The organism is Sinorhizobium garamanticum (assembly GCF_029892065.1).
Taxonomy (GTDB): Bacteria; Pseudomonadota; Alphaproteobacteria; order Rhizobiales; family Rhizobiaceae; genus Sinorhizobium; species Sinorhizobium garamanticum.
In genome coordinates this window covers 766,099-786,674 of sequence record NZ_CP120374.1, presented here as the reverse complement: position 1 = coordinate 786,674, position 20,576 = coordinate 766,099, and the positions used below count along the sequence as shown (strand labels likewise).

The window sequence follows — 20,576 nt, the reverse complement described above, 5'->3', positions numbered from 1 at the left end:
CTGACAAAGTCAGATGGCCGTTGCGGGCAAGCCCGGGAGCAGCTTGTCCAGGGTGATCGGAAATTCGTGCACCCGGACACCGCTTGCGTTGTAGACGGCGTTGGCTATTGCCGCGCCTGAGCCGCAGACGCCGAGTTCGCCGAGCCCCTTGGCGCCGAGCGGATTGGCCTTCTCGTCGTATTCCTCGAGAAAGACGACCTCCATCTCCGCAACGTCGCCGTTGACGGGGACATGATACTCGGCGAGATCGTGGTTGACGAAATGGCCGTAGCGGGGATCGAGCACGGTTTCCTCCATCAGCGCAGCCCCAATGCCCCAGGTCATTCCGCCGAGGATCTGCGAGCGTGCGGTCCTGGCGTTGAGGATGCGGCCCGCACCGATCACCGACAACATGCGGCGCATGCGGATCTCCCCCGTGTCGCTGTCGACTGCGACTTCCGCGAAGTGCGCTCCATAAGAGTGCTGGGAGTAGGCCCTGTAGCCTTCCGTGTCGCGGGCGGCGGCGACCGAACCGGTGGCCTCGAGGCCGTCCGGGGCAATTCTGCCGATGAGATCGGCCAGGCTGACGGAACGGTCGACGACCCGGACCTCTCCGCCGACGAAGACCGGTTCAGCGCCATTCGCGCCACGGAGCGGTGAGCGGTCACTGGACCGTGCCGCCTCCATGATCCTCTCCTTGAGGGCGTTGCACGCGTGGTGCAGTGCGGAACCCGCGCTCGCCGCTCCCCAGGAGCCGCCGGAGCCGGCCGTGCGGGGGAAGCGGCTGTCGCCGAGCTCGACCTTGACCGCGGCGATCGGCACGCCGAGGCTTTCTGCGGCAACCTGGGTGAGGATGGTGTAGGTGCCGGTTCCGATATCGGTCATGTCGAGGTGAGCCGTGACCCGGCCGTTCGCATCGATCGCGACCCTCGCCGTCGTCGCGCCGATATAATTCGGCCGAATGGCGGCCGCCATGCCGTAACCGATAAGCTTGCGGCCTTCGCGGATGCGGCCGGGGGTCGGGTTGCGGCGTTCCCAGCCGAAGCGCCGTGCACCTTCCTGCATGCAGGCGACGAGGTTGCGGGTTGAAAACGGAACGCCACGCTCCGGGTCCTCGGTCGGCTCGTTGCGGATCCTGAGCTCGATCGGATCGAGGCCGAGCCGCTCGGCGAGCTCATCCACGGCACATTCGAAGGCGAGCATGCCTGGCGCTTCGCCCGGCGAGCGCATCCATTCTCCGCGATTGAGATCGACCGGGACGAGGCGGTGGCGGGTCAACCGGTTCGGCGCGGCATAGAGCGAGCGGGCAAAGACCGCGGTCTGCTCACAGTATTCTTCTAAGCCGGATGTTGCGGACCAAACATCGTGACCCATCGAAGTCAGCCGCCCGTCGCGGTCCGCGCCAAGGCGCACCTGCTGGACCATCTCTGCCCGGTGACCGGCATTGGCAAACATCTGCTGCCGCGTTAGCGCGACCTTGACCGGACGGCTGAGCACCCTTGCGGCGAGCGCGGCGAGCACACTGTCCGCATGGACGATCAGCTTCGAGCCGAAGCCGCCGCCGATGAACGGGCTGACGATGCGTACACGCTCCGGCGGAATGTCGAGCGTGCTGGCGAGGCCGGCCCGGAAGTTGGCAAGCGTTTGCGCGGAGGTGTAGATCGTCACTTCATCGCCCGACCAGACGGCAAGCGTTGCATGCGGCTCCATCGGGTTGTGGTGCTCGTAGGGCGTCCGGTAGGTCGCATCGACCTTGACTGGAGCAGCGGCGAAGGCGCCATCGAAGTCCCCGATTGCGCTGTCGGTTTCGAAACCGGCATTGGTGCGCCGGGGCGCGTAGGCGTCGGCGAGGCGCGCCGGCAAATCGAAGACGCCCCGCTCCTCTTCATAGCGCACCCTGATGAGCCCCGCGGCCGCGCGCGCCGCCTCGAAGGTTTCCGCCACGACGAGCGCAACCGGCTCATCGTAGAAGCGAACGCGGTCACTATTGAGCATGGGCCTGGCGCGGGCGAAGACCTCCGGTACCGTCGGCGTGACCGCCGGGCCGAATTCCGGCTGGGCCGGCGCGTTCTGGTGGGTCATGACATGAAGGACGCCCGGGGCCCGCGCGGCTTCCGCGCCGTCGATCTCGACGATACGACCCTTGGCGATGGCGGCGCCGAGGATGTAGCCGTACGCGGCCTCATTCATCACATGCTCATAGGCGTAGGTGGCACGGCCGGTGACTTTGAGCGGTCCGTCGACGCGCGCGATCGGCTGACCGACAAGGCCAGTGCCGGTCTCGGGGGAACGGTGTTTTGTGGTCTCGGGCATCATCGCACCTCATACACCTTCGACAGCCGCGGCGAGCGTTTGCCGGATCGTGCGTTTTGCCAGCGGGATCTTGAAATCGTTGCCGCCACGCCCGACCGCTCCGACGAGCGCGCTTTCGGCGGCCTCGGTAAAGGCGGCGTCGGCGGCGGCCGCCCCGGCAAGCATGTACTCCGCTTCCATCGGGCGCCAGGGCTTCGGTGCAACGCCGCCGATCGCGACGCGCGCGCTCTGCATGCGGCCGCCGCTCTTTTCGACAACGATCGCGACCGAGACAAGCGCAAAGGCATAGGAAGCGCGGTCGCGCACCTTGCGGTAGAGCTGCCGGCCGGGAGGCGGGGGCGGCAGGATCACGGCGGTGATCATCTCGCCGTGGCCGAGTTCCGTCTCGACATGCGGCGTCGCGGCCGGCAAGCGGTGAAGGTCCGCGATGGGGATCGTGCGGATCGTGCCCTCGGGCAAGGTGGTTTCGACCTCAGCGTCGAGTGCGGCCATGGCCACGGCCATGTCCGAGGGATGCACCGCGATACAGGCCTCACTGGCACCGAGCACGGCATGCATCCGGTTGAAGCCCTTGAGGGCCGCGCAACCCGAACCCGGCTCGCGCTTGTTGCAGGGCATGTTGCGGTCATAGAAATAGGGGCAGCGCGTGCGCTGCAGGAGATTGCCGGCGGTGGACGCCTTGTTGCGGATCTGGCCAGAAGCGCCCGAAAGAAGCGCTTGGCTGAGCATCGGATAGCGTGATCGCACCCGCGGGTCGGCGGCGAGATCGCTGTTGCGGACCTGTGCCCCGATCCGAAGGCCGCCCTCCGGTGTCTCCTCGATCCGGTCGAGCGGCAGCTGGCTGATATCGATGAGGTGTTTCGGCCGCTCGATCTCCAGCTTCATCAAGTCGAGAAGATTGGTGCCGCCGCTGATGAACTTCGCTTCGGGCCGGGCCGCCACGGCGGCTGCCGCCGCCTTCACGCTGCTGGCGCGCTCGTAGGTAAAGGGTTGCATGCTCACACCTCTTTTGCTGCGTCGCGGATCGCGGCGACGATGTTGGGATAGGCAGCACAACGGCAGATATTGCCGCTCATACGCTCGCGGATCTCTGCGTCGCTAAGGGCATCGGGCCTGGCCGCCACGTCGGTACTTGCATGGCTCGGCCAGCCGGCCCGGATCTCCTCAAGCATTCCCACCGCCGAACAGATCTGCCCCGGTGTGCAATAGCCGCACTGGAAGCCGTCATGGGCGACGAAGGCCGCCTGGACCGGGTGCAGCTGGTCGCCGTCGGCCAGCCCCTCGATCGTCGTGATCTCGTCGCCTTCGTGCTGGGCTGCAAGCGAGAGGCAGGAATTGATCCGTCGGCCGTTCACGAGAACGGTGCACGCACCACACTGGCCATGGTCACAGCCCTTTTTGGAGCCGGTGAGGCCCAGATGGTTTCGCAGGGCATCAAGCAGGGTCGTGCGCGGGTCGAGCTCCAGGGCATGCTCCGTAGCGTTGATCGTCAAGGTCATCGGTATTCTCGATATCGGCGTCGTGACGCGCTCGGTCTCCGTCGCGGCGCCCGCGTCCTGAGCCCTGACGGGCAAGCCGGATGCCAGGAAGAGGCAGGTCGCCGCTCCGCCTTCCAAAACCGCCCGGCGCGTAATCCTGAAGTCCGTTTCAGCCATGAATGATCTCCCAGTCGCAACGGCGTGATCCCGGAAGGGGCTTCCACCCTCTGGCGAGCCGGCGACTTGCTTTCTTCGACATCTGGGACTTGGGAGCGCGGGGGATCGCCTTCTGTCAGGAAACCGAAGGCACTGTCAGGATTCCGGAGAAAACTGCAGCCGATAGGCACGCGGGGTGATGCCCTTGAGGCGACGGAACGTTGCAGTGAAGTGGCTCTGGCTAGAGAAGCCGAGGCGGAATGCAATGGCGCCTATTGCTATGCTGGTATCGCTGAGGAACAGCTCCGCCCGCCTTACGCGTTCTTCGAGGATATAGGCATAGGGCGGACGGCCGGTCGTCTCCTTGAAGCGACGTGCGAAGGTGTCGACCGGCATGCCGGCAATGGCTGCCACCTCGCTCAGCGAGATATCGGAGGCCATGTGGGCGTCGATGTAATCGCGGACGCGCTCAAACGTCCGGCGGCCAAGACGGCCGTGGCTCGTAGTCGGGAACTGGTTCCCCTTCAAGCTGGCCATGCGCAAGCCGACGAGGACAACCAGATGCTCGACATAGACGGTGTCCGGCAAGTGGCCGAGTGACATCTCGGTGCAAAGCGATCTCAAAAGCGTGCCGATGACCGGGTCGCTCCTGTTCACCAGAACTGGGATGTCGCGCAGGCCTTCCAATCCCGGGAGCGAAAGTTCGGGGTCAATCCACAGGGCGGAATACGAGAGGTCTACGTCGCGATAGAAACCGACGCGCTCTGCGCCAGCGGGAACAAAAGTGAGAACACCGGGCCGGTCCTGTCCCTCATAAAGTGCCTTACCTTCGGTGCGTATCGATGTCCGGGACGTGCTCCCCCCGTCTGTCAGCACGACCAGATGGTGCGGTGCCGTCCAGCGGAGTTCTGCTTCCTGACAAACCCAGCGACGACTGTCGAATACGACCGAAGAGCCCATCCAGGACGCAGTTTGCAACGGTACTGTTTCGTCTTGCCGGGCGCGGATACGTCCGTCGCCAAGCAATGGCCTGAATGACATCGCTGCACTCCGTTGGTTCGCTTCTGGCACTCTGGCGGGCTGCGCCATGGCAGCATCGTGCGTCGGAGCAGTCTGTCATCGACACACGCTAGGAGTCATAGGAACAACGGTTCGGCCAAAACAGCCACGAATCGTTCAAGAATGTTCAATGATCTGTGACCGTTTCGGGCTTGTGACCGCTTTGTCGCTCCACCAGCGGAAATGCCGAGCGCTATCTGCGAGCGGTTGCTATAGGTCGAGAATTCACCTCTCTCACGATCGCCGCGCGCGGATGATGATGAGATTGGGGGGCAAGCATGATCGGGTCATCGGCTGGCGGCCGATGGCGCAACTTTCCGATCGACAATTCTCGGTCGAGAGCAGCTTCAAATCAGGCGCAAACCAAACATCAAAAGCAGTGCATCAGCCCGCTGATGGAAAAATCGCTCAAGCCTCCAGGGTGCCCCTTGTTGCGTCGCCCCTGCCAAGCCGTAGGGTGCTCTGATCATCGAAGAAGTGGACATCAGCGGAAGCGAAGGCGAGGCCGATCTGGTCACCGGGTGCAAGGCTGATGCGCTCGCGAAGCAACATCGCCAGTTGCGCTCCGCCAAGCTCCACCAGAAGGTGTGTTTCGTCGCCCGTCGGTTCCACGATCAGCACCTTGGCGGAGGGGCCAGTGGCGCCGATTTGCAACTTGTTTGGCCTTATTCCCGCGACGGCCGGTCCTCTATGAGCCAGATTGGCGGCAGGAATAATGAAGCCGCCGGGCGCTCGGAACGTACCGTCGACGACGTCGCCCCGGATGAAGTTCATCGAAGGACTGCCGATGAAGCTCGCGACAAAGAGATTGCGAGGATTATCGAAAAGCTCCAGCGGCGTCCCGATCTGCTCGACATTGCCATCGCGCATCACGACGATGCGGTCGGCCATCGTCATGGCTTCGATCTGGTCATGCGTCACATAGATGCTGGTGGTGCGCAGGCGCTGGTGCAGACCTTTGATCTCGGCACGCATCTGCACTCGGAGCTTTGCGTCGAGATTTGAGAGGGGTTCGTCGAACAGGAAAACTTCCGGGCGGCGGACGATGGCCCGACCCATGGCGACGCGCTGGCGCTGGCCGCCCGAGAGCTGGCCGGGATAACGCTCGAGCAGACCCTCCAGGCCAAGCATGGTAGCCGCTTCGCCTACCTTCTTCTTCTGCTCGTCCTTCGGGAGCCGGGCGAGGCGAAGTGCAAAGGCCATGTTCTGCGCAACGGTCATGTGCGGGTAGAGCGCATAGTTCTGGAAGACCATCGATATGTTGCGGTCCTTCGGAGCGACCTCGTTGACGATATCCCCTCCGATCACGACCGCTCCGTCGGAGATTTCCTCAAGGCCCGCGATCATGCGCAGAAGGGTGGACTTGCCGCAGCCCGAGGGGCCCACCAACGCGACGAACTCGCCGTCGGCGATCTCTGCCGAGACACCATGGACGACTTCCAGCGCACCATAACGCTTGACCACATTCCTGATTTCGACGCTGGCCATATCAGCCTCCCGCTTTCTTCATTGCCGCTTCCATGTTGTGGAACGGGCGGCGATAGGCCGGCACCCGGTCCGCGACATCGGGGAACTTGCCGAAGGGCTTATGCGGCTCTGCCTGGTACCAGAAGGCGACGGAGGAGATATCGTCGGCGCGGCGGTTGGCGTGACCATGTTCGATCGTCACCCGAATGCTCTTGTGGAAGATAGCGGGGTCCTCGATATGCCAGCGGTAGAGCGTGACCGGCTCGGTCCAGTTGGGGCCGCCGGCCGCGATGATGCCGTGGTAGGGCGCGCTATAGTCCTGCGTCGGGCACCAGGCGGTGTTGAAATAATCTTCCGTGCCCGTACCGTGCAGGGTCGGCGGCCAGGCATCATTGGCACCTGGTTCGGACTCCGGCCGCGGTTCGATCAACGTCGCTTTCGGACCGATGCGCGGATCGGGCTTGCGAACCGTATCCGGCACCGACAACCCCTGCTCGCCGTCGATGAAGATCATGTCGTCGCCTTCGCCGTACCAATCCCAGACTTCGGAACGACGCCGCGAATAGACACTATAGAGTACGCCGACGTAATGGCCGCGCCCCTCTGCTTCGAGGATCGTGTAATTCTGCCGACCGTCGACGTTCTCGCCGCCAAAGAGGAACTGTTCGTTGGTCAGACCGACTTCGCTCATGCCCGCCGGCCGTGCCTGGCGGTAATGGGCGTGGAAACGGCCCATGTCATCCTCGAGAACATCGTGAAGCTCGAGATCGATGTAGTAGTAGAAGAGCAGGTCGTGTTCCGCCTCGTTGGTGACGGTGAACTTCATGTGCGAGCCGAAGGGCATGGGGAAGTAGCAGTTGAAGGCCTTGCCATCCTCCGGGCTCGCCTGCATCGGCAGGCTGGCATAGTTGGCGGTGCGGGCATGGCCCATACCGAAGAAGTCGCCGATAGGCGCCTCGATGCTTGGCTCCGTCTCCCCGTCCCAGTAGGCTCTGAGAACGATCTTGCGCAGGAAATCCTCGCTCTCGCATGCGAGCGTCGCCCAGATATGAGTGATGATGCCGGCGCCTTCGTGTTCGCCGATCACCACCGTCTTGCCGGGTTCGATGTGCAGCCTGTCGTCATTGCCGCCGGTGCGGTCATGGCTGGAGAAGCGGCGCGTTTTCGCATTGCGCAGCTTCGCGAGACCGCGAAGGGGCGAGAGGCCGGCATTGGTCATTCGAATTGCTCCTGTGTAAATCGCTCGCAGCTTACTTGAGGCCGCTGGTCTTGAGGGAATCCATGATCTGCCTCTGGAAGATCACGAAGAGTATGAGGGTCGGGATGGCGACGATCGTGGAAGCGGCCATCATGTAGTTCCAGGACGCGGAGTACTGGCTCTTGAAATTCGCAATCCCGAGTTGGACGACCCAGAGATTGGGGTCCGAGGTGATGGTGAGCGGCCACAGGAAGGAATTCCAGTTGGCCAGGAAGAACAGGATCGCCAACGCCGACATGATCGGGCGGCTGAGCGGGAGGATGACGCTCCAGTAGATGCGCCAGTAACCCGCTCCGTCGATGCGCGCCGCCTCCTCGATCTCTTTCGGCAGCGACAGATAGTACTGCCTGAGAAGGAAGATGCCGAAGGCATTGAAGATCGCCGGAATGATCAGTCCCACGTATGAGTTGAGCATGCCCATCGCTTTGACGATGACGAAGAGCGGTACGATGATCACCGGCAGCGAGACGAGAAATGTCGAGAAGATCGACAGAAACAGTACCTCGCGGCCCGGAAATCTCAGTCGCGCCAGCGCGTAGCCGGCCATGGTGTGGAAGAACAGCGCCACGATCGTCACTGTGGCCGACACGAGGAAGCTGTTGACCATGTAGCGGATGAACGGAACGCCGGTCAGAACATGGATGAAATTGTCGAGCGTCGGCGCCTGCGGGATGAGGTTCGAAGAGAACGACTCCGCCGGAGGCTTGAAGGCGATCGACACCATCCAGAGGAGCGGAAAGAGCGTCATGACCGCGAGGATGGCCGTCACCACCATCCAGAGGCCCCGGACCAGCGTGACCTGTGATCTGGAGAAATAGGGCTGGGGGCGCTTACTGCTCATGATTGAAACGTCCTCCCCGGGTCAGCGCAAAGAAAACTGCCGTCACGAGCATGAGCGCCACGACCAGGATGGAGGCCATGGCAGCTGCGTAGCCGAAGGCGCCGAAACCGAAAGCCTGCTGGTAGATGTAGACGATCAGCACCGACGTGGCGTTGGCCGGCCCGCCCTTGGTCATGACGTAGATGATGTCGAAGGCCTGTGCGCCCGCGACGGCCGCAACCATGGACACCATGACCACGAAAAAACTCGTCGGTTTGAGAAGCGGCAGCGTGATGAACCAGAAGCGGGCGATAGCGCCGGCTCCGTCGATCATCGCCGCTTCGTAATATTGGCGGGGAATGTCCTGCAGACCGCCCAGGAAGATCAGCATGTAGAACCCCATCAGGAACCAGACGCTGACCAGGACGATGGTGATGAGCGCGAAGTTGGGATCGCCGAGGAAAGAGAAGCCGCCGATGTCGAGCGCGGCGGTCAGTCTGCTGATCACGCCGATCTTGTCGACCACCATGAATTGCCAGACGAGCGCGACGACGACGAGGCTGACCATGTGCGGTGCAAAGAACATCGAGCGCATGACGGCGTTGAAGCGGTCGGTGCGCTGCACGAGAAGGGCAAGGCCCAGTCCGCATACGTAGAGCAGCGGGACCAGCATGATGGCGTAGAGCGCGGTGACCCTCGCTCCCTTCCAGAACAGCGGGTCGTTCCACATGCGGAGGTAATTTTTTGCGCCGACGAAGGAATAACCGCCGAACCCGTTTACCTCGAAGACGCTGAGCACGAGGGATAGTGCCATCGGCACGCCGAGAAAGACGAGCAGTCCCAGTGCATCGGGCAACACGAAGAGGTAGCCCGCGATCCACTCGCGATGCTTGGCGGAAAGGCGGGTTCGGCCGGCGTGCCTGCGCCGCGCGGCCGTTTCGGCAATCGTTGTCATAACGTCATGTCCAGCTTGCTGAGGCGGCCGCATGGTGTGCGGCCGCCGGTTTGGCCGTCAAAGGATCGGCGCGCCTTGATAGCTCGAAAGGAACGCGTCGAGCTGCTGAGAGGCGGACGTCGCGGTGGCTTGCGGATCGGCGCCACCCAACTGCGTCTGCTGGATCGCATCGGAGATGATCTTGTAGACCTCCGGCGGAACGCGCGGCTCCGCCCGGGTTCCCGGATGGATCTCCTCGGCGAATTTGCCGATCATACCTGTCGAGAACGCCCCGCCGCCAGCCTTCAGCGCGCTGTTGCGCGGCGGCATGTCGGATTTACCCTTGGTGCACCAGGTGGCGACCCGGTCGACAGAGCCCTGATCCATGGAGGCGAGGGCCCAGGCGCAGAATTCGCCCGCCGCGTCGGAGTTGCGGCCCTTGGCATTGGCGACGAATGCCCATCCGCCACCCACGGTCACATATTTGCCGTTCGACGGCGTGGGCAACCGGAAGACGCCATACTGGAAATCCTTGGCATTGCTCTGAAGCTGTGAAATGCCCCAGATGCCGACGTTTTGCATGGCGACATAGCCGGATGCGAGGTTGGCAATGGTATCGTGTCCGCCCGCACCCATGATCTGGCGAGGCGCCGCGCCACTGTTGATCGCATCCTGCCAGAATTTGAGCGCTTGCACCGTTGCCGGCGAATCGAAGCTGCTCTTGCCCTCAGGGGTCTGGAATTCGCCGCCGCCCTGCCAGAGGAAGGGATACCACGTGAAGTTCTGGTAGTATCCCGGCTGGGTCTCGAACATCACCCCAAAGCGCTCGGGAGTCGTGAGCTTCTTGGCGACCTCCAGCAACGCCTCCCATGTCTTGGGAACGTCGTTCTCGTTGAGGCCAGCCTCCTCGAAGGCCTTGACCGAATAGTACATGGCCATCGGCTCGACTTCCATCGGGATGCCGAAGATCTTGCCGTCCACCATGCGGTTGGCGATGACGCTTTCGGGAAAGTCCGCCTTGGCCGCTTCATCGATGAAGGGGGTTAGATCCTTGAGGACGCCGCCATTGTAGTAGCGCAGGAAGTCGCCCGGCGAAATGATGAAGATGTCGGGCCCTTCGCCGGAGGCAAAGGCGGTTGCCAGTTTCGGACCGCTGATATACTCGGAGTTCGGAATGAACTCGAGTTCGATCTTCTGCGGATGGCTATCGTTCCAATCCGCGACCGTCTTTTCGAACCATTCAACCTGGCTCGCCACCGGTCCGCCGGGCGCGTAGAACTGCCAGAATTTCAGCGGCGTTTCCTGTGCCCGTACGGCCAGGCGGTTGATGTAGGGAAATCCGCCGAGGCCGACGATGCCTCCAGCTACCGCCGCACCGCCCTTTAGCAGGCCGCGGCGGGTCAGCGTCGGAAAAGCCTTCTCTTTGTCACTCATTACTTCCTCCCGGTTTTTGCTGGTAAACGCCCCCGGCTCCTCTCCGGAGGGCGGCTTCGCCTTACGCCGTATCGAAGGCGTGAAGGATGCAGGGGATCACCTCTGAGCGAGGCGGCCCTGAGTACTCGCCCGACAAGCGTTCGAGCAGCATGGCGGTGGCTCGGTGGGCAAGCAGCGAAGGGGCGTTGCCGACACGCGCTATCCGCGGCCGCACATATTCGAGCTGTGGCTGATCACCGAAAACGGCAATCGCCACGTCTTCGGGAATGCGGACGCCGCGATCATGGAATTCAGCGATCGCTCCCATCGCCATGAGATAATTGCCGAAAAAAATGACTGAAGGCAGGCGATCGCCATGGGTCGCTAGCAGCCATTGGACGGCTTCCTGGCCTGACGGACTAAGATAGGTGCCTTCGCGCCGCAGCTCGGCGAGCGGTTCCACGCCGTGATCGCGCAGTCCCTGCTCGAAACCCGCCGCTCTTGCCATGGCCTCGGCAAAAAAAGACGGGCCCGTGACATGGGCGATGCGCTTGTGGCCTTTCTTGGCGAGGTAAGCGCCCATCTGGTGGCCGCCGCCGAAATCGTCGATCTTGACGCTGTCGACGGCTGCATTTGGCAGGTCGCCGATGAAGACGGTGGGGACGTCTATGCCGATCAATGTGTCGTGCATGCCATGCAGGGCAAAATCGCCGACGATCAACCCGTCGATCCGGCGGTTGCGTATGTGTTTCAGATATTGGCGGCTGTGCTCCTGCGAGTGGCCGCCGGGAACGTCGGTGTTGAAGATCAGAAGATCCAGCCCCGTAGCATCGAGATCCGATTGCGCCGCTTTTACGAGTTCCGGATAGAAGGGGTTGCGGATGTCCGGGATCAGCATTGCCACCAGGTTGGTCCGCCCCGTGCGCAGGCTCTGTGCCTGGGGGTTCGGTACGTAACCTAGCTCGGCTATCGCCGCTTCCACCCTCCGACGCATTTCCGCTGAAACGCGGTCTGCATGATTCAACACATGAGAGACCGTGGTCAGAGATACGCCCGCTCGTTTCGCGACTTTGGCAATCGTTGTCATGTTTTATTGAATACGCGATCGCAAATCGTTTTGCAAATCGTTTTGCAAATCGATTTGCAACATGCCGAGCATGAAGCCGACTGAGATCGGCGATCGCCAAGGATCGATTCAGCGCGCCGCGCCGATCGGTGGAGATCCGCTATGGCGCAGTCGGCGATACTGTCGTCCGTGAGGGCAAGACGCATCCTGGATGCGGGCAGACCGCACTTCCGCTATACGGGCAAAGACGCGGCAACCGCCCCGTCAAGGATGTCGGAACAGGAAGCGGCCAGCTCAACCACTGAGGGGAACCGGCCGCATGATCGCCCGTCGCCAGAGGAGGAGAGCGCGAGGACAATGAGCAAACGCCGTACGTCTTCGTTTTATCTCTTGCTTCATTAGACTTTAGTAGCATACCCTGGCGTCCAACGCTTTGGGAGGAGCAAGATGACGGAGCGAGTAGAAGCGGATAAGCTTCCGAACCACACCGCCACAAAGGTTTGGTCTGTCCACGAGTTTTGCCGACGGCATCGCTTGTGCGATGAAGAAGAACGGCGACTAACTCTCCTCTTTGGCGCGTTCGCCACATCCCGGGAGCTACTGCACAATGCCAGGCGGGCGCCGAAGTGGCGGTGACGTAGCGGAACGCCCGTGCGAAATGGATCCCGCATTCATCTCTCGCGCGGGCTCGGTGCCAAATGAACATGCGCACCGAAAAAGAAACCCCGGCTCTGCCGTCAAATTTCTGATCTTGGATACAAGTGTTGCAAATGCATCCGGCGATATCCGGAGACGCTTACGCCACGGGAGAGTGACGCCCGTGAAGCTGGGCCAAAATCCGCAGGCCGGCTTTGTGTTCAGAAGAAAAGCCTGCCGCAGAGGGCGACCGGCGAGATCGGGACGCGTTACCCCGCGATGCGTGGGAGGAAGTCGCATCGACTGTGAAATGTATAGATCAGGTTTGCATAAAAATAAAGCAATTTCGCAAATGCCTATTCTATCGGCGCTGAACGTGAAGCTCCCGCCAGTTGCTCGGCCGCTCCTGTTTTCATGGTGCACATGCCTAGCCGCGCTCAGTTGCACCCCCACCGGCACCGCACCGCGCTCGAGCGCAAGAGTCGAATTCCACAGGCTGGTTGCAATTGGCAACCTAAGGCGACACCGACTTCTACATCGCGGCGGTGTCGCCAAGCTCCGTCTTCCAGTTGCCGACGATCGGGTCTCCGGCATGGGCGACGGTGGTGGCGAGCGCGAGCGTGGCGGCAATGAAGAGGATGCGTTTCAAAGGAAGCTCCATCGGTTGCGACCGCAAGGGTCCGGCGTTTTGACGTGACGTCCTGAACCTATACGGACTCGGCGTCGGACACCCGTAACATCTCGTATGCTCTGTGTGGGGCAGGTTGGGGCGACGTGCCTCGCATCGGGAAAAAGGCGTCCCGGCGAAAGCCGCCACCTCGGTGTTACTGTAACTTACACCCCAAAACCGGAGCGTTGGCGCATGATGCGCTGCCGACGGAAGGCTGCCAGGCCGCCGTGGCGCGGCAAGGCATGGGAGCCATATACATGGGATACGACGTCGCTTTCGCGAAACGCTGCTTTCCCGCCCGAGCCAGTCTGATCGACGAACTCGCCGCCGTAACGGGAAACGTCCGCGATCTCTGTTATGACCTCGCCACCGCGGAGGCAGACCCAGTCGCCTATGCGGTCCTCCTTGCTGCCCGCCGCGGCTTCCGTTCTGTTCTGGATTATGTTTCCCGTCTTCTACAGCGTGATGTGTTTCGGCGTGCAATTTTTCAGTGCCGATTGACACTCCTGGACGCCGCGCACTTCAAGACCTGGTTCGGTTCCAAGATTCGCTAGTCTGTGCTCAAGCCGAACCATCGTACTCCCGCCAGTTCGCTGGTGACATCTCCATGTGCTATGAGGTCCATCGCCGACCGAAGGGGGCTACATGAGCGACGACAACATTATCAAGTTTGAAAGACGAAAACCCAAGCAGGAGCCAAGGAGGGTCAGTCCAAGGCAGCGGAAAGCGCTCACCTGGGTCGCGGTGATTGCGGGGTTGGCCGTGGTGTGGGCGTATTACCAGTTCATCGCGCCACCTAACCTGCCGTGAAAGACCATGCGCGGGATGGCGAGGGCAGGGATAAGTGTCCAGCGATCTACGTAGCGCTTCTCCGTACTGATGGCGTTTCCGCCGTCCCTTAGCTATCCTGCTTCGCGTTATGGAGCGCCACCTAGCCGTCATCCTCGCTGCCGATGTTGTCGGCTACAGCCGCCTCATGGAGCTCGATGAGGAGCGTACGCATGCGGCCTTCCTCACCTGCCAAGCTGTTATCGCGGAGCGGATCGAAAGGCACCGCGGCCGGGTTTTCTCAGGGTCAGGGGACAGCGTGCTGGCGGAGTTCGCCAGTCCGGTCGAGGCGATGCGGGCCGCAATCGAAATTCAGACCGACCTAGCTGAGCGCTCTCTCGATCTGCCGGAAAACCACCACATGGAATTTCGGATAGGCATCAACTTCGGTGACGTGATAGCCGACGGCGGCAACCTTTTCGGCGACGGCGTGAACATTGCCGTGCGTCTCGAGGCCTTGGCCGAGCCCGGGGGAATTTGCCTATCCAATGGCGTTTACGAGCACGTCGAACGACAGCTGCCTCTGCCATACGTGGACATGGGACCTCAAGCGCTAAAGAACATGGCCAGGCCCATACATGCGTTTCGCGTGTCCATCCCACGGACATCCGCGAACGTACTCTCCATTACCGCGATCCATACCTTCGCGACCAATTGGCTGGCACCGCGTCTCGGGGCATTCCGGACCGCCCATCGCGATATTGAATTGAGGCTGGAAGCCATGAGCCGCGTGGTCGATCTCACGCGCGAGCCGTTTGACGTCGGTATTCGCGCGGGCAACGGTCGGTGGCCCGGTCTGATGGCCCACGAGCTGATGGCGGAGGAGTTCGCTCCATTCTGTAGTCCAGACTTCCTGGCGCGCGCGGGCAACATCTCCGCACCTTCCGATCTCCTTGATCTGCCGTTGATAAGGGATGATGACTGGTGGCGAGCGTGGTTCAAAGCTGCCGGCGTTGCGGTTCCGGAGCCGTTAAGCTCTTCGTCGGTCTATTTCAACACGTAGATAGTGGTCAGCCAGGCCGCGATCGCGGGACAAGGCGTTGCGTTGCTTACGCCGGCGTTCTTCGCGCCGGACATCAAGGCCGGACGATTGGTGCAACTTTTCAATGTCGTCGCCCGCACCGGGTCCAGCCTCTGGCTTGTCTATCTGGAAGAACGAAAACACTCCCGCAAAATTCGCGTATTCAGGGATTGGCTCCTGGAAGAAATCCGACATTAGGTAGCAAGAACCGCCAGACCCAATTCGCTTCCCGGGTCGCAGCCACCGCGCGAAACCTCAGAAGGCTGGCAAAGCTCGGACCTACGATTATTAGGAGGCGCTTATGTTCCCTTCAACTTGGAGGAGGGTCTGCGCAAAGCGGGCTTCCCGACATAACTGCTCGCAGTACTGTTGGCGCTATGCGGTCGCGTTTGCTGCCGCCCTTGGCGTTGCCAGAAGTATTTATTCACCGTTATATTTGCGGGATGGAAATCCGTCGAGCGTCCGATCTAGATCAAGATGCCATTTGGCGGATCATTGGCCCCGTCATAAGGGCGGGAGAGACGTACGCACTAGACCGCAATTTGAGTAGGGATGAAGCGCTCGCTTACTGGCTCGGTAAGGATCGCGAGACATTTGTAGCCGAAGAGAATGGAGCGGTCGTTGGTACGTATTATATCAGGGCAAACCAGGCTGGTGGCGGAAGCCATGTTTGCAATTGTGGGTACATGACTGATCCGGCTGCCGTCGGGCGTGGTGTGGCGAGAGAGATGCATGCGCATTCGCTCAACCGCGCAAGAGAACGGGGTTTCCGTGCCATGCAGTTCAATTTTGTGATTAGTACAAATGAACGCGCTGTGCGTTTATGGAGATCGCTCGGATTTGAGGAAGTGGGACACCTTCCTGGTGCATTCCTGCATCCTGCAAAGGGCTATGTCGACGCCTTGGTCATGTACCGAACGCTCTGACTCTACCTTTACATCGACAGAGGTGCGGGAGCACATACCGGACGTCAGACACGGAGCGGCTTCACCAGTGCCCAAATCGTCCACCTAAATTCACTGCACCTGCGAGAACGTGAAGGCCCTGTCGCCATGGACCCAGATGAACTCGTTCCCCTTGGGGCTCAGTCCTCCGGGGTTTCGTAGCACCATACCGCATAGGCTCGCGGTTTTGCGCCACAGGAAGCAGACCTCGTCCCCCTGGAATCGGACCTCCACGTCGGCCATGCGACCACCGCCGATGGAGGCCCAGCCTCCCGATAGCGTGCCTGTGCCCTCAGTTGAAATGATCGCCTCGTGTTCCTCGCCAGAGTCCAACATGCGTCCGCGCAGCCGATGTCCAAAGAACAGCAAACGGACCTCGTCGGCGGTCAATCTGTTCCTGTCGCTGAAGTCGCTGTCCAGCACGGTCTCGGGCACTCCGGCCAGGCGGAGTCCCTGATAGAGCCGATCGCTGTCCTCCGGCCTCGCGAGGTCGAGCGGAGGGCAAGTTGAGATGGTCGCCGCAATTCCACCACGCCCGACCCGCAGCGCGTTGAAGCGGGCGACTGCGGCTTCGGCTTCCGGTCGGAGACCGAGGTGTCCGGAGGCAGCGGCGAGCAGAAGAAAGGCACCCTCATCTTCGGGATTGAGCTTGGTGCTGCTCTCGGCAGCCGCTGCTGACGCCTCGAAATTCTGCAGGCCGAACTCCGTCAATCCGAGGACGTGCATGAAGAACGAGGGATAGTGCGGATCGAGCCGGATTGCGGTGCGGATATAGGGCATGGCCTCCGCCGGGCGGCCGGCGGAGGTGAGGACGAATGCCATCAGCGCGTAGCTCCAGGAGTCTCCCGGTTCGAGCGTAATAGCTTCCTTGAGTTCGGCGAGTGCTTGGGCGTGCTGCCAGTCGGCTTCGGAGAGAAGTCCGGCGACCTGATGCGCCAACGCCGTCTTGTGCTTCTGCGCGGCCCGGAGATACTGCGTTGCCTTGGTTCTGGCTTCGAACCGAGAGATACCCAGACGGTAATGCCAACGCCATACGTAAATGCGTGCGTACACCATGGCTGCCGCGGCATAGGCGCGTCCGTATTCCGGATCGAGCGCGATCGCCTGCTCGAAATAGGGCACCGCCTTGGCGAAGTCTTCTGGCGTCGTGCGTCGGTGATGCTCCCAGCCGCGCAGGAACGCATCGAACGCAGCCGGGACCGTCGTTTCCTTGCGCCCGAAGTCCATCTGTTCGTCCGGCGTCAACCGAAGTGCCAGCGCATCGGCAATACCGCGCGCCACTTCGTCTTGCAGGGCAAAGGCATCGGCGAGCGTGCCGTCGAACTTTCCGGCCCAGACGTGTCCTCCGCTGAGCGAGTCGATGAGCTGGGCATTGATGCGGAGTTGCTCTCCGGCGCGTTGTACGCTGCCTTCGAGGACATATCTGACACCGAGCTCCTCGGAGACCTGCCTGGGCGCAACCGCCTTGCCCTTGTAGGTGAACGTCGAGTTGCGCGCGATGACGAACAAACCGGATAGCTGGGCCAGTTCGGTGACAAGGCCGTCGGTCATGCCGTCGGCGAAATATTCCTGCCTGGGGTCGTCGCTGACGTTGGCAAACGGAAGCACCGCGATCGACGGCTTGTCCGGCGGGATCAGGTCCGGGCGATGGGCTGCGGCTGGTACCACGGCCGGCTCCCACGGCCGCCACCAAGAAACACCACCGACAGTGATGCCGAGCGCCACAGCGGACGCTGTGAGCGTTGACCAGCGCCGTGTGCGATGTCCGAGGGCGGTTTTGCTGTCGGCCGTACGAGTTTCATCCAGCAAGAGGCGGTAGGTCCGCACCGGCTTGTCGATATGCTTGAGGCGCTGTTCGCCGAGAAAGACAAGACCGACGTCGAGGTGCTTCCCAAGGTGATCGTAAGCCGTGCCCGAGATGACGATCCCACCGGGCTTGGCCAGGCTCTGCAGGCGCTCGGCGATGATGACGCCATCACCCTGGATGTCGTCGTCCTCGACGATAACGTCGCCGAGATTGATGCCGATACGGAATTCCAGCCTGTGCCCCTCGACGCCGCGACTCTCAGACTTCGCGCGCTGCACCTCCACCGCACAGCGAACCGCCTCGACGACACTGTGGAACTCGACCAGCAGGCCGTCGCCCATGGTTTTGATCAAGCGCCCACCGTGCGCGGCGATCCTTGGTTCGAATACGCTGTGCAGATCGGCCTGGAAGCACGCGCGAGTGCCTTCCTCGTCGGCTTGGCTGAGCAGGCCATAGCCGGAGACGTCGGCAATCATGACGGCGGCAAGCCTGCGCTCCATTTGCCCTTCCGAATGGACGAGGTCATTCGGCCGACATTCTATCGCAATACCTACCATTGCTAAAACAAGGTCTCGTTCGCGGCAGGCGTGACCCGGGCGCACGCGGTCACGCCTTCGGATGCGTGACTTTCGCCAAGTGCATTCAGGACGTGCGGTGGCGTGTATGGGTTGCGGTGTCTGCCGCCCTTCGACGTGGTAGGATACGCGGCTATTCCACACTTCCGGAATACGCCGCCGCATGCAACGCGGTGAAGCCGCGGTCATTGCGGGCTTCGATGTCTGCGCTGGCCTCGATCAACACGGCGGCGATCCTGGCCTGGCCGGAAAGCGCAGCTTCGATCAGGGCTGTCTCGCGACTCTCGTCGCGGCTATTGACATCGACGCCTTGAGACAAGAGCTGGCTGATCACGTCGAGATCGCCCTCCCGCGCGGCGTCGTGTAAAGGTCCTGCGTTGACTGCGCTCGCCGTAATCCCAAGACAAAGAATGACCGCAACCAGTGGAACGATGCTGAAGAGATGTTTGCGGTCTTTTGCGAAGGGGGGGTCGGCACAACTGCATTTCATGACAAGGAGCGTCTCGCACGTTCCTCTCCGAAATCTGGGCAAGCAACTCCAAGTCTTGCTGCGTGTGCGACCAGAGTGGCAGGCATAATGACACCTCCGCAGACGCGGCTGTCAGTTCTCGCTTGGAAACGGGCATCATCCAGCCCCTGCGTTGCGCACGTGGACGGATTAGAGGAAAGTCTACCGCATTTGCTACGCTGACGCCATGGTAGCCCGGTCGGCACCTGAAAGTTGCCGACTCTTCAATCGTCATTGCATGTGGACGCCCCGGTGTCCTCTGCGCAACGGAAATCCAACGCAAGATGCGCGAGCGGAACGCCGATGTACCCTCGCGTCGGTGCCGCTTGAGGTGGTATCTTGAAGGAGCGCAACAAGGGGATGCGTGGAGGGTCGCTTGTGGCCGTGCAACGCCTACTACAGAGAAAAAGGGAGGAAAGACATGTCGGCCAAAATTCTGCAAATCAACTACAAGCTCAACGGGCCGAGGGCCGAGTATGAGCAAGAAAACCTGCCCTATGCTCAACCCATCGCGGACATACCTGGCCTGCGCTGGAAGGTCTGGATTATAAATGAGGCACAAAGCGAAGCCGGCGGGGTCTACCTGTTCGAAGATGACGCCGCAGTGCAAGCCTTCGTGGACGGGCCAATTATTGCGGAGATGAAAGGCGACCCGACGTTGAGCATCAAGGCGTTTGACGTGATCGCGGAACTTACGACCATCACACGTGGCCCGGTAAAGTAGTATTCTCGTATCAGGGTGCTGCCGAAACGCTCCGCCATCCACAGGCGGGTGGACCGGGCGCAAAACGCAATCTCGCCGCACTCGCGCAACTGGGGAGAACTGCGGAAGCGCGCGGCCCGGGGAGGGAATTCCTTTCGGAATTTCCGAATTTTTCGGCCCGGCAGTGGGGAGGGACGCCGTTCCGCAACGATGCAGACCGCCAGCATTTCATCGATGGCTACGTCAAGGCAGGTCTGCCAGAGTGAGGCACTGGTTGGACGTAAGAGGCTGCTCACCTGATCTCCTCTGTATTGTTTTGTTTGATGGCGTGCGGTCAGTCGAACTTCACCAGGTTGAGCGCGGCGAGCGGGCCGCCGGGGAACTGCACGAGCCTGCCGCCGACGGCGACGGGACCGAGGTCGATGCCTGCGAAGCCGAGCCTGCCGATCAGCGCTCCCACTTCCGCCTTAGCCATAGCATCGTCGCCCGAGTAGAACAGGATGCGGTTGCCGCCTTCGGCTCTGGGATCACCCGAGATCAGATGCGGTTGCAGGTGGTTGAACGCCTTGACGACGCGCGCGCCGGGGACGAGTTCCGTGAATATGTCCGTCGAGAGACGGCCGCTCAGTTCCGCCGGCTGGAACAGCGGCGTTTCAATCGGGTTGTTGGCGTCGACGACGATGCGGCCATTCCAGTCGGGGAGGCCTGCAAGAGCCTTCGGAAGTTGCGACCACGGCACGGCGACGAGGACGATGTCGGCGCTGGCGGCATCGGCGATGGTTCCCGCCTTGAGGTGCGGAGAGAGTTCCTTGACGAGCTCCCCGAGCGTTTCCGGGCCGCGGCTGTTCGCGATCGTCGCGCCGATGCTGTTCTTCGCGAGTGCTCGGGCGAACGCAGAACCGATCTGCCCGGCTCCAATGATACCGATGGACATTGTCTTG

At 61.7% G+C, this 20,576-nt stretch carries 18 protein-coding genes and 1 pseudogene; 6 read left to right on the top strand and 13 right to left on the bottom strand.

Translation table 11 applies throughout. From position 1 onward, the window contains the following. Positions 1-9 precede the first annotated feature (9 nt). From PZN02_RS23660 to PZN02_RS23615, 10 genes are all read right to left on the bottom strand, one after another. A complete protein-coding gene (locus PZN02_RS23660; RefSeq protein WP_425336362.1) occupies positions 10-2,292 on the bottom strand; it encodes a xanthine dehydrogenase family protein molybdopterin-binding subunit in 2,283 nt (760 codons plus the stop codon). A gap of 9 nt (positions 2,293-2,301) precedes the next feature. Then, the gene (locus PZN02_RS23655) at positions 2,302-3,288 is read right to left on the bottom strand and encodes an FAD binding domain-containing protein (protein WP_280663075.1); all 987 of its coding nucleotides are present in this window, start codon (positions 3,286-3,288) and stop codon (positions 2,302-2,304) included. A 2-nt stretch (positions 3,289-3,290) separates the two neighbouring features. Then, a complete protein-coding gene (locus PZN02_RS23650; RefSeq protein WP_280663074.1) occupies positions 3,291-3,947 on the bottom strand; it encodes a 2Fe-2S iron-sulfur cluster-binding protein in 657 nt (218 codons plus the stop codon). A 135-nt stretch (positions 3,948-4,082) separates the two neighbouring features. Beyond that, positions 4,083-4,967, bottom strand: a complete 885-nt coding sequence (locus PZN02_RS23645) for a helix-turn-helix domain-containing protein (protein ID WP_280663073.1) — start codon at positions 4,965-4,967, stop codon at positions 4,083-4,085. A gap of 426 nt (positions 4,968-5,393) precedes the next feature. After that, on the bottom strand, positions 5,394-6,473 hold the full coding sequence (locus PZN02_RS23640) for an ABC transporter ATP-binding protein (protein ID WP_280663071.1): 1,080 nt from the start codon (positions 6,471-6,473) through the stop codon (positions 5,394-5,396). A 1-nt stretch (position 6,474) separates the two neighbouring features. Beyond that, positions 6,475-7,671 (bottom strand): glycoside hydrolase family 172 protein, encoded by a 1,197-nt coding sequence (locus PZN02_RS23635; protein ID WP_280663070.1) that lies wholly within the window; start codon positions 7,669-7,671, stop codon positions 6,475-6,477. A 31-nt stretch (positions 7,672-7,702) separates the two neighbouring features. Beyond that, the gene (locus PZN02_RS23630; RefSeq protein ID WP_280663069.1) at positions 7,703-8,551 is read right to left on the bottom strand and encodes a carbohydrate ABC transporter permease; all 849 of its coding nucleotides are present in this window, start codon (positions 8,549-8,551) and stop codon (positions 7,703-7,705) included. Next, on the bottom strand, positions 8,541-9,485 hold the full coding sequence (locus PZN02_RS23625; RefSeq protein ID WP_280663068.1) for a carbohydrate ABC transporter permease: 945 nt from the start codon (positions 9,483-9,485) through the stop codon (positions 8,541-8,543). The genes PZN02_RS23630 and PZN02_RS23625 overlap by 11 nt, the downstream gene beginning before the upstream one ends. A gap of 57 nt (positions 9,486-9,542) precedes the next feature. Beyond that, a complete protein-coding gene (locus PZN02_RS23620) occupies positions 9,543-10,898 on the bottom strand; it encodes an ABC transporter substrate-binding protein (RefSeq protein WP_280663067.1) in 1,356 nt (451 codons plus the stop codon). A 61-nt stretch (positions 10,899-10,959) separates the two neighbouring features. Further along, positions 10,960-11,964, bottom strand: a complete 1,005-nt coding sequence (locus PZN02_RS23615) for a LacI family DNA-binding transcriptional regulator (protein ID WP_280663066.1) — start codon at positions 11,962-11,964, stop codon at positions 10,960-10,962. Positions 11,965-12,390: 426 nt separating this feature from the next. Here PZN02_RS23615 and PZN02_RS23610 point away from each other — a divergent pair, with 426 nt between their 5' ends. The 5 genes and pseudogenes from PZN02_RS23610 to PZN02_RS23590 all read left to right on the top strand — a co-directional run bounded on the left by PZN02_RS23610 (position 12,391) and on the right by PZN02_RS23590 (position 16,024). After that, complete coding sequence (locus tag PZN02_RS23610) at positions 12,391-12,579, top strand: hypothetical protein (protein ID WP_280663065.1); 189 nt, start codon at positions 12,391-12,393, stop codon at positions 12,577-12,579. A gap of 927 nt (positions 12,580-13,506) precedes the next feature. After that, positions 13,507-13,803, top strand: a complete 297-nt coding sequence (locus tag PZN02_RS23605) for a hypothetical protein (protein ID WP_280663064.1) — start codon at positions 13,507-13,509, stop codon at positions 13,801-13,803. Positions 13,804-13,894: 91 nt separating this feature from the next. After that, entirely contained in the window at positions 13,895-14,059 is a 165-nt protein-coding gene (locus PZN02_RS23600) for a hypothetical protein (RefSeq protein WP_280663063.1), read from the top strand. 109 nt (positions 14,060-14,168) lie between these two features. Next, a pseudogene (locus tag PZN02_RS23595) lies at positions 14,169-15,296 on the top strand (LysR substrate-binding domain-containing protein). 245 nt (positions 15,297-15,541) lie between these two features. Then, positions 15,542-16,024: a GNAT family N-acetyltransferase gene (locus PZN02_RS23590; protein WP_280663247.1), complete on the top strand. Its 483-nt coding sequence runs from the start codon at positions 15,542-15,544 to the stop codon at positions 16,022-16,024. 90 nt (positions 16,025-16,114) lie between these two features. Here the strand turns inward: PZN02_RS23590 and PZN02_RS23585 are convergent, their stop codons facing one another. Both PZN02_RS23585 and PZN02_RS23580 read right to left on the bottom strand, forming a co-directional pair. After that, positions 16,115-18,349: an adenylate/guanylate cyclase domain-containing protein gene (locus PZN02_RS23585; RefSeq protein WP_280663062.1), complete on the bottom strand. Its 2,235-nt coding sequence runs from the start codon at positions 18,347-18,349 to the stop codon at positions 16,115-16,117. A gap of 208 nt (positions 18,350-18,557) precedes the next feature. Beyond that, on the bottom strand, positions 18,558-18,758 hold the full coding sequence (locus tag PZN02_RS23580; RefSeq protein WP_280663061.1) for an ankyrin repeat domain-containing protein: 201 nt from the start codon (positions 18,756-18,758) through the stop codon (positions 18,558-18,560). Positions 18,759-19,353: 595 nt separating this feature from the next. Here PZN02_RS23580 and PZN02_RS23575 point away from each other — a divergent pair. Then, on the top strand, positions 19,354-19,656 hold the full coding sequence (locus tag PZN02_RS23575) for a YdhR family protein (RefSeq protein WP_280663060.1): 303 nt from the start codon (positions 19,354-19,356) through the stop codon (positions 19,654-19,656). A 313-nt stretch (positions 19,657-19,969) separates the two neighbouring features. On the opposite strand, the gene PZN02_RS23570 is transcribed toward PZN02_RS23575, so the two are convergent. Continuing rightward, positions 19,970-20,569, bottom strand: a complete 600-nt coding sequence (locus tag PZN02_RS23570; protein ID WP_280663059.1) for an NADPH-dependent F420 reductase — start codon at positions 20,567-20,569, stop codon at positions 19,970-19,972. Positions 20,570-20,576: the final 7 nt, after the last annotated feature.

Coding starts and splice junctions, on each gene's coding strand:
- PZN02_RS23660 (WP_425336362.1), bottom strand. CDS start 2,292: ATGCCCGAGACCACAAAACACCGTTCCCCCGAGACCGGCACTGGCCTT.
- PZN02_RS23655 (WP_280663075.1), bottom strand. CDS start 3,288: ATGCAACCCTTTACCTACGAGCGCGCCAGCAGCGTGAAGGCGGCGGCA.
- PZN02_RS23650 (WP_280663074.1), bottom strand. CDS start 3,947: ATGGCTGAAACGGACTTCAGGATTACGCGCCGGGCGGTTTTGGAAGGC.
- PZN02_RS23645 (WP_280663073.1), bottom strand. CDS start 4,967: ATGTCATTCAGGCCATTGCTTGGCGACGGACGTATCCGCGCCCGGCAA.
- PZN02_RS23640 (WP_280663071.1), bottom strand. CDS start 6,473: ATGGCCAGCGTCGAAATCAGGAATGTGGTCAAGCGTTATGGTGCGCTG.
- PZN02_RS23635 (WP_280663070.1), bottom strand. CDS start 7,671: ATGACCAATGCCGGCCTCTCGCCCCTTCGCGGTCTCGCGAAGCTGCGC.
- PZN02_RS23630 (WP_280663069.1), bottom strand. CDS start 8,551: ATGAGCAGTAAGCGCCCCCAGCCCTATTTCTCCAGATCACAGGTCACG.
- PZN02_RS23625 (WP_280663068.1), bottom strand. CDS start 9,485: ATGACAACGATTGCCGAAACGGCCGCGCGGCGCAGGCACGCCGGCCGA.
- PZN02_RS23620 (WP_280663067.1), bottom strand. CDS start 10,898: ATGAGTGACAAAGAGAAGGCTTTTCCGACGCTGACCCGCCGCGGCCTG.
- PZN02_RS23615 (WP_280663066.1), bottom strand. CDS start 11,964: ATGACAACGATTGCCAAAGTCGCGAAACGAGCGGGCGTATCTCTGACC.
- PZN02_RS23610 (WP_280663065.1), top strand. CDS start 12,391: ATGACGGAGCGAGTAGAAGCGGATAAGCTTCCGAACCACACCGCCACA.
- PZN02_RS23605 (WP_280663064.1), top strand. CDS start 13,507: ATGGGATACGACGTCGCTTTCGCGAAACGCTGCTTTCCCGCCCGAGCC.
- PZN02_RS23600 (WP_280663063.1), top strand. CDS start 13,895: ATGAGCGACGACAACATTATCAAGTTTGAAAGACGAAAACCCAAGCAG.
- PZN02_RS23590 (WP_280663247.1), top strand. CDS start 15,542: ATGGAAATCCGTCGAGCGTCCGATCTAGATCAAGATGCCATTTGGCGG.
- PZN02_RS23585 (WP_280663062.1), bottom strand. CDS start 18,349: ATGGAGCGCAGGCTTGCCGCCGTCATGATTGCCGACGTCTCCGGCTAT.
- PZN02_RS23575 (WP_280663060.1), top strand. CDS start 19,354: ATGTCGGCCAAAATTCTGCAAATCAACTACAAGCTCAACGGGCCGAGG.
- PZN02_RS23570 (WP_280663059.1), bottom strand. CDS start 20,569: ATGTCCATCGGTATCATTGGAGCCGGGCAGATCGGTTCTGCGTTCGCC.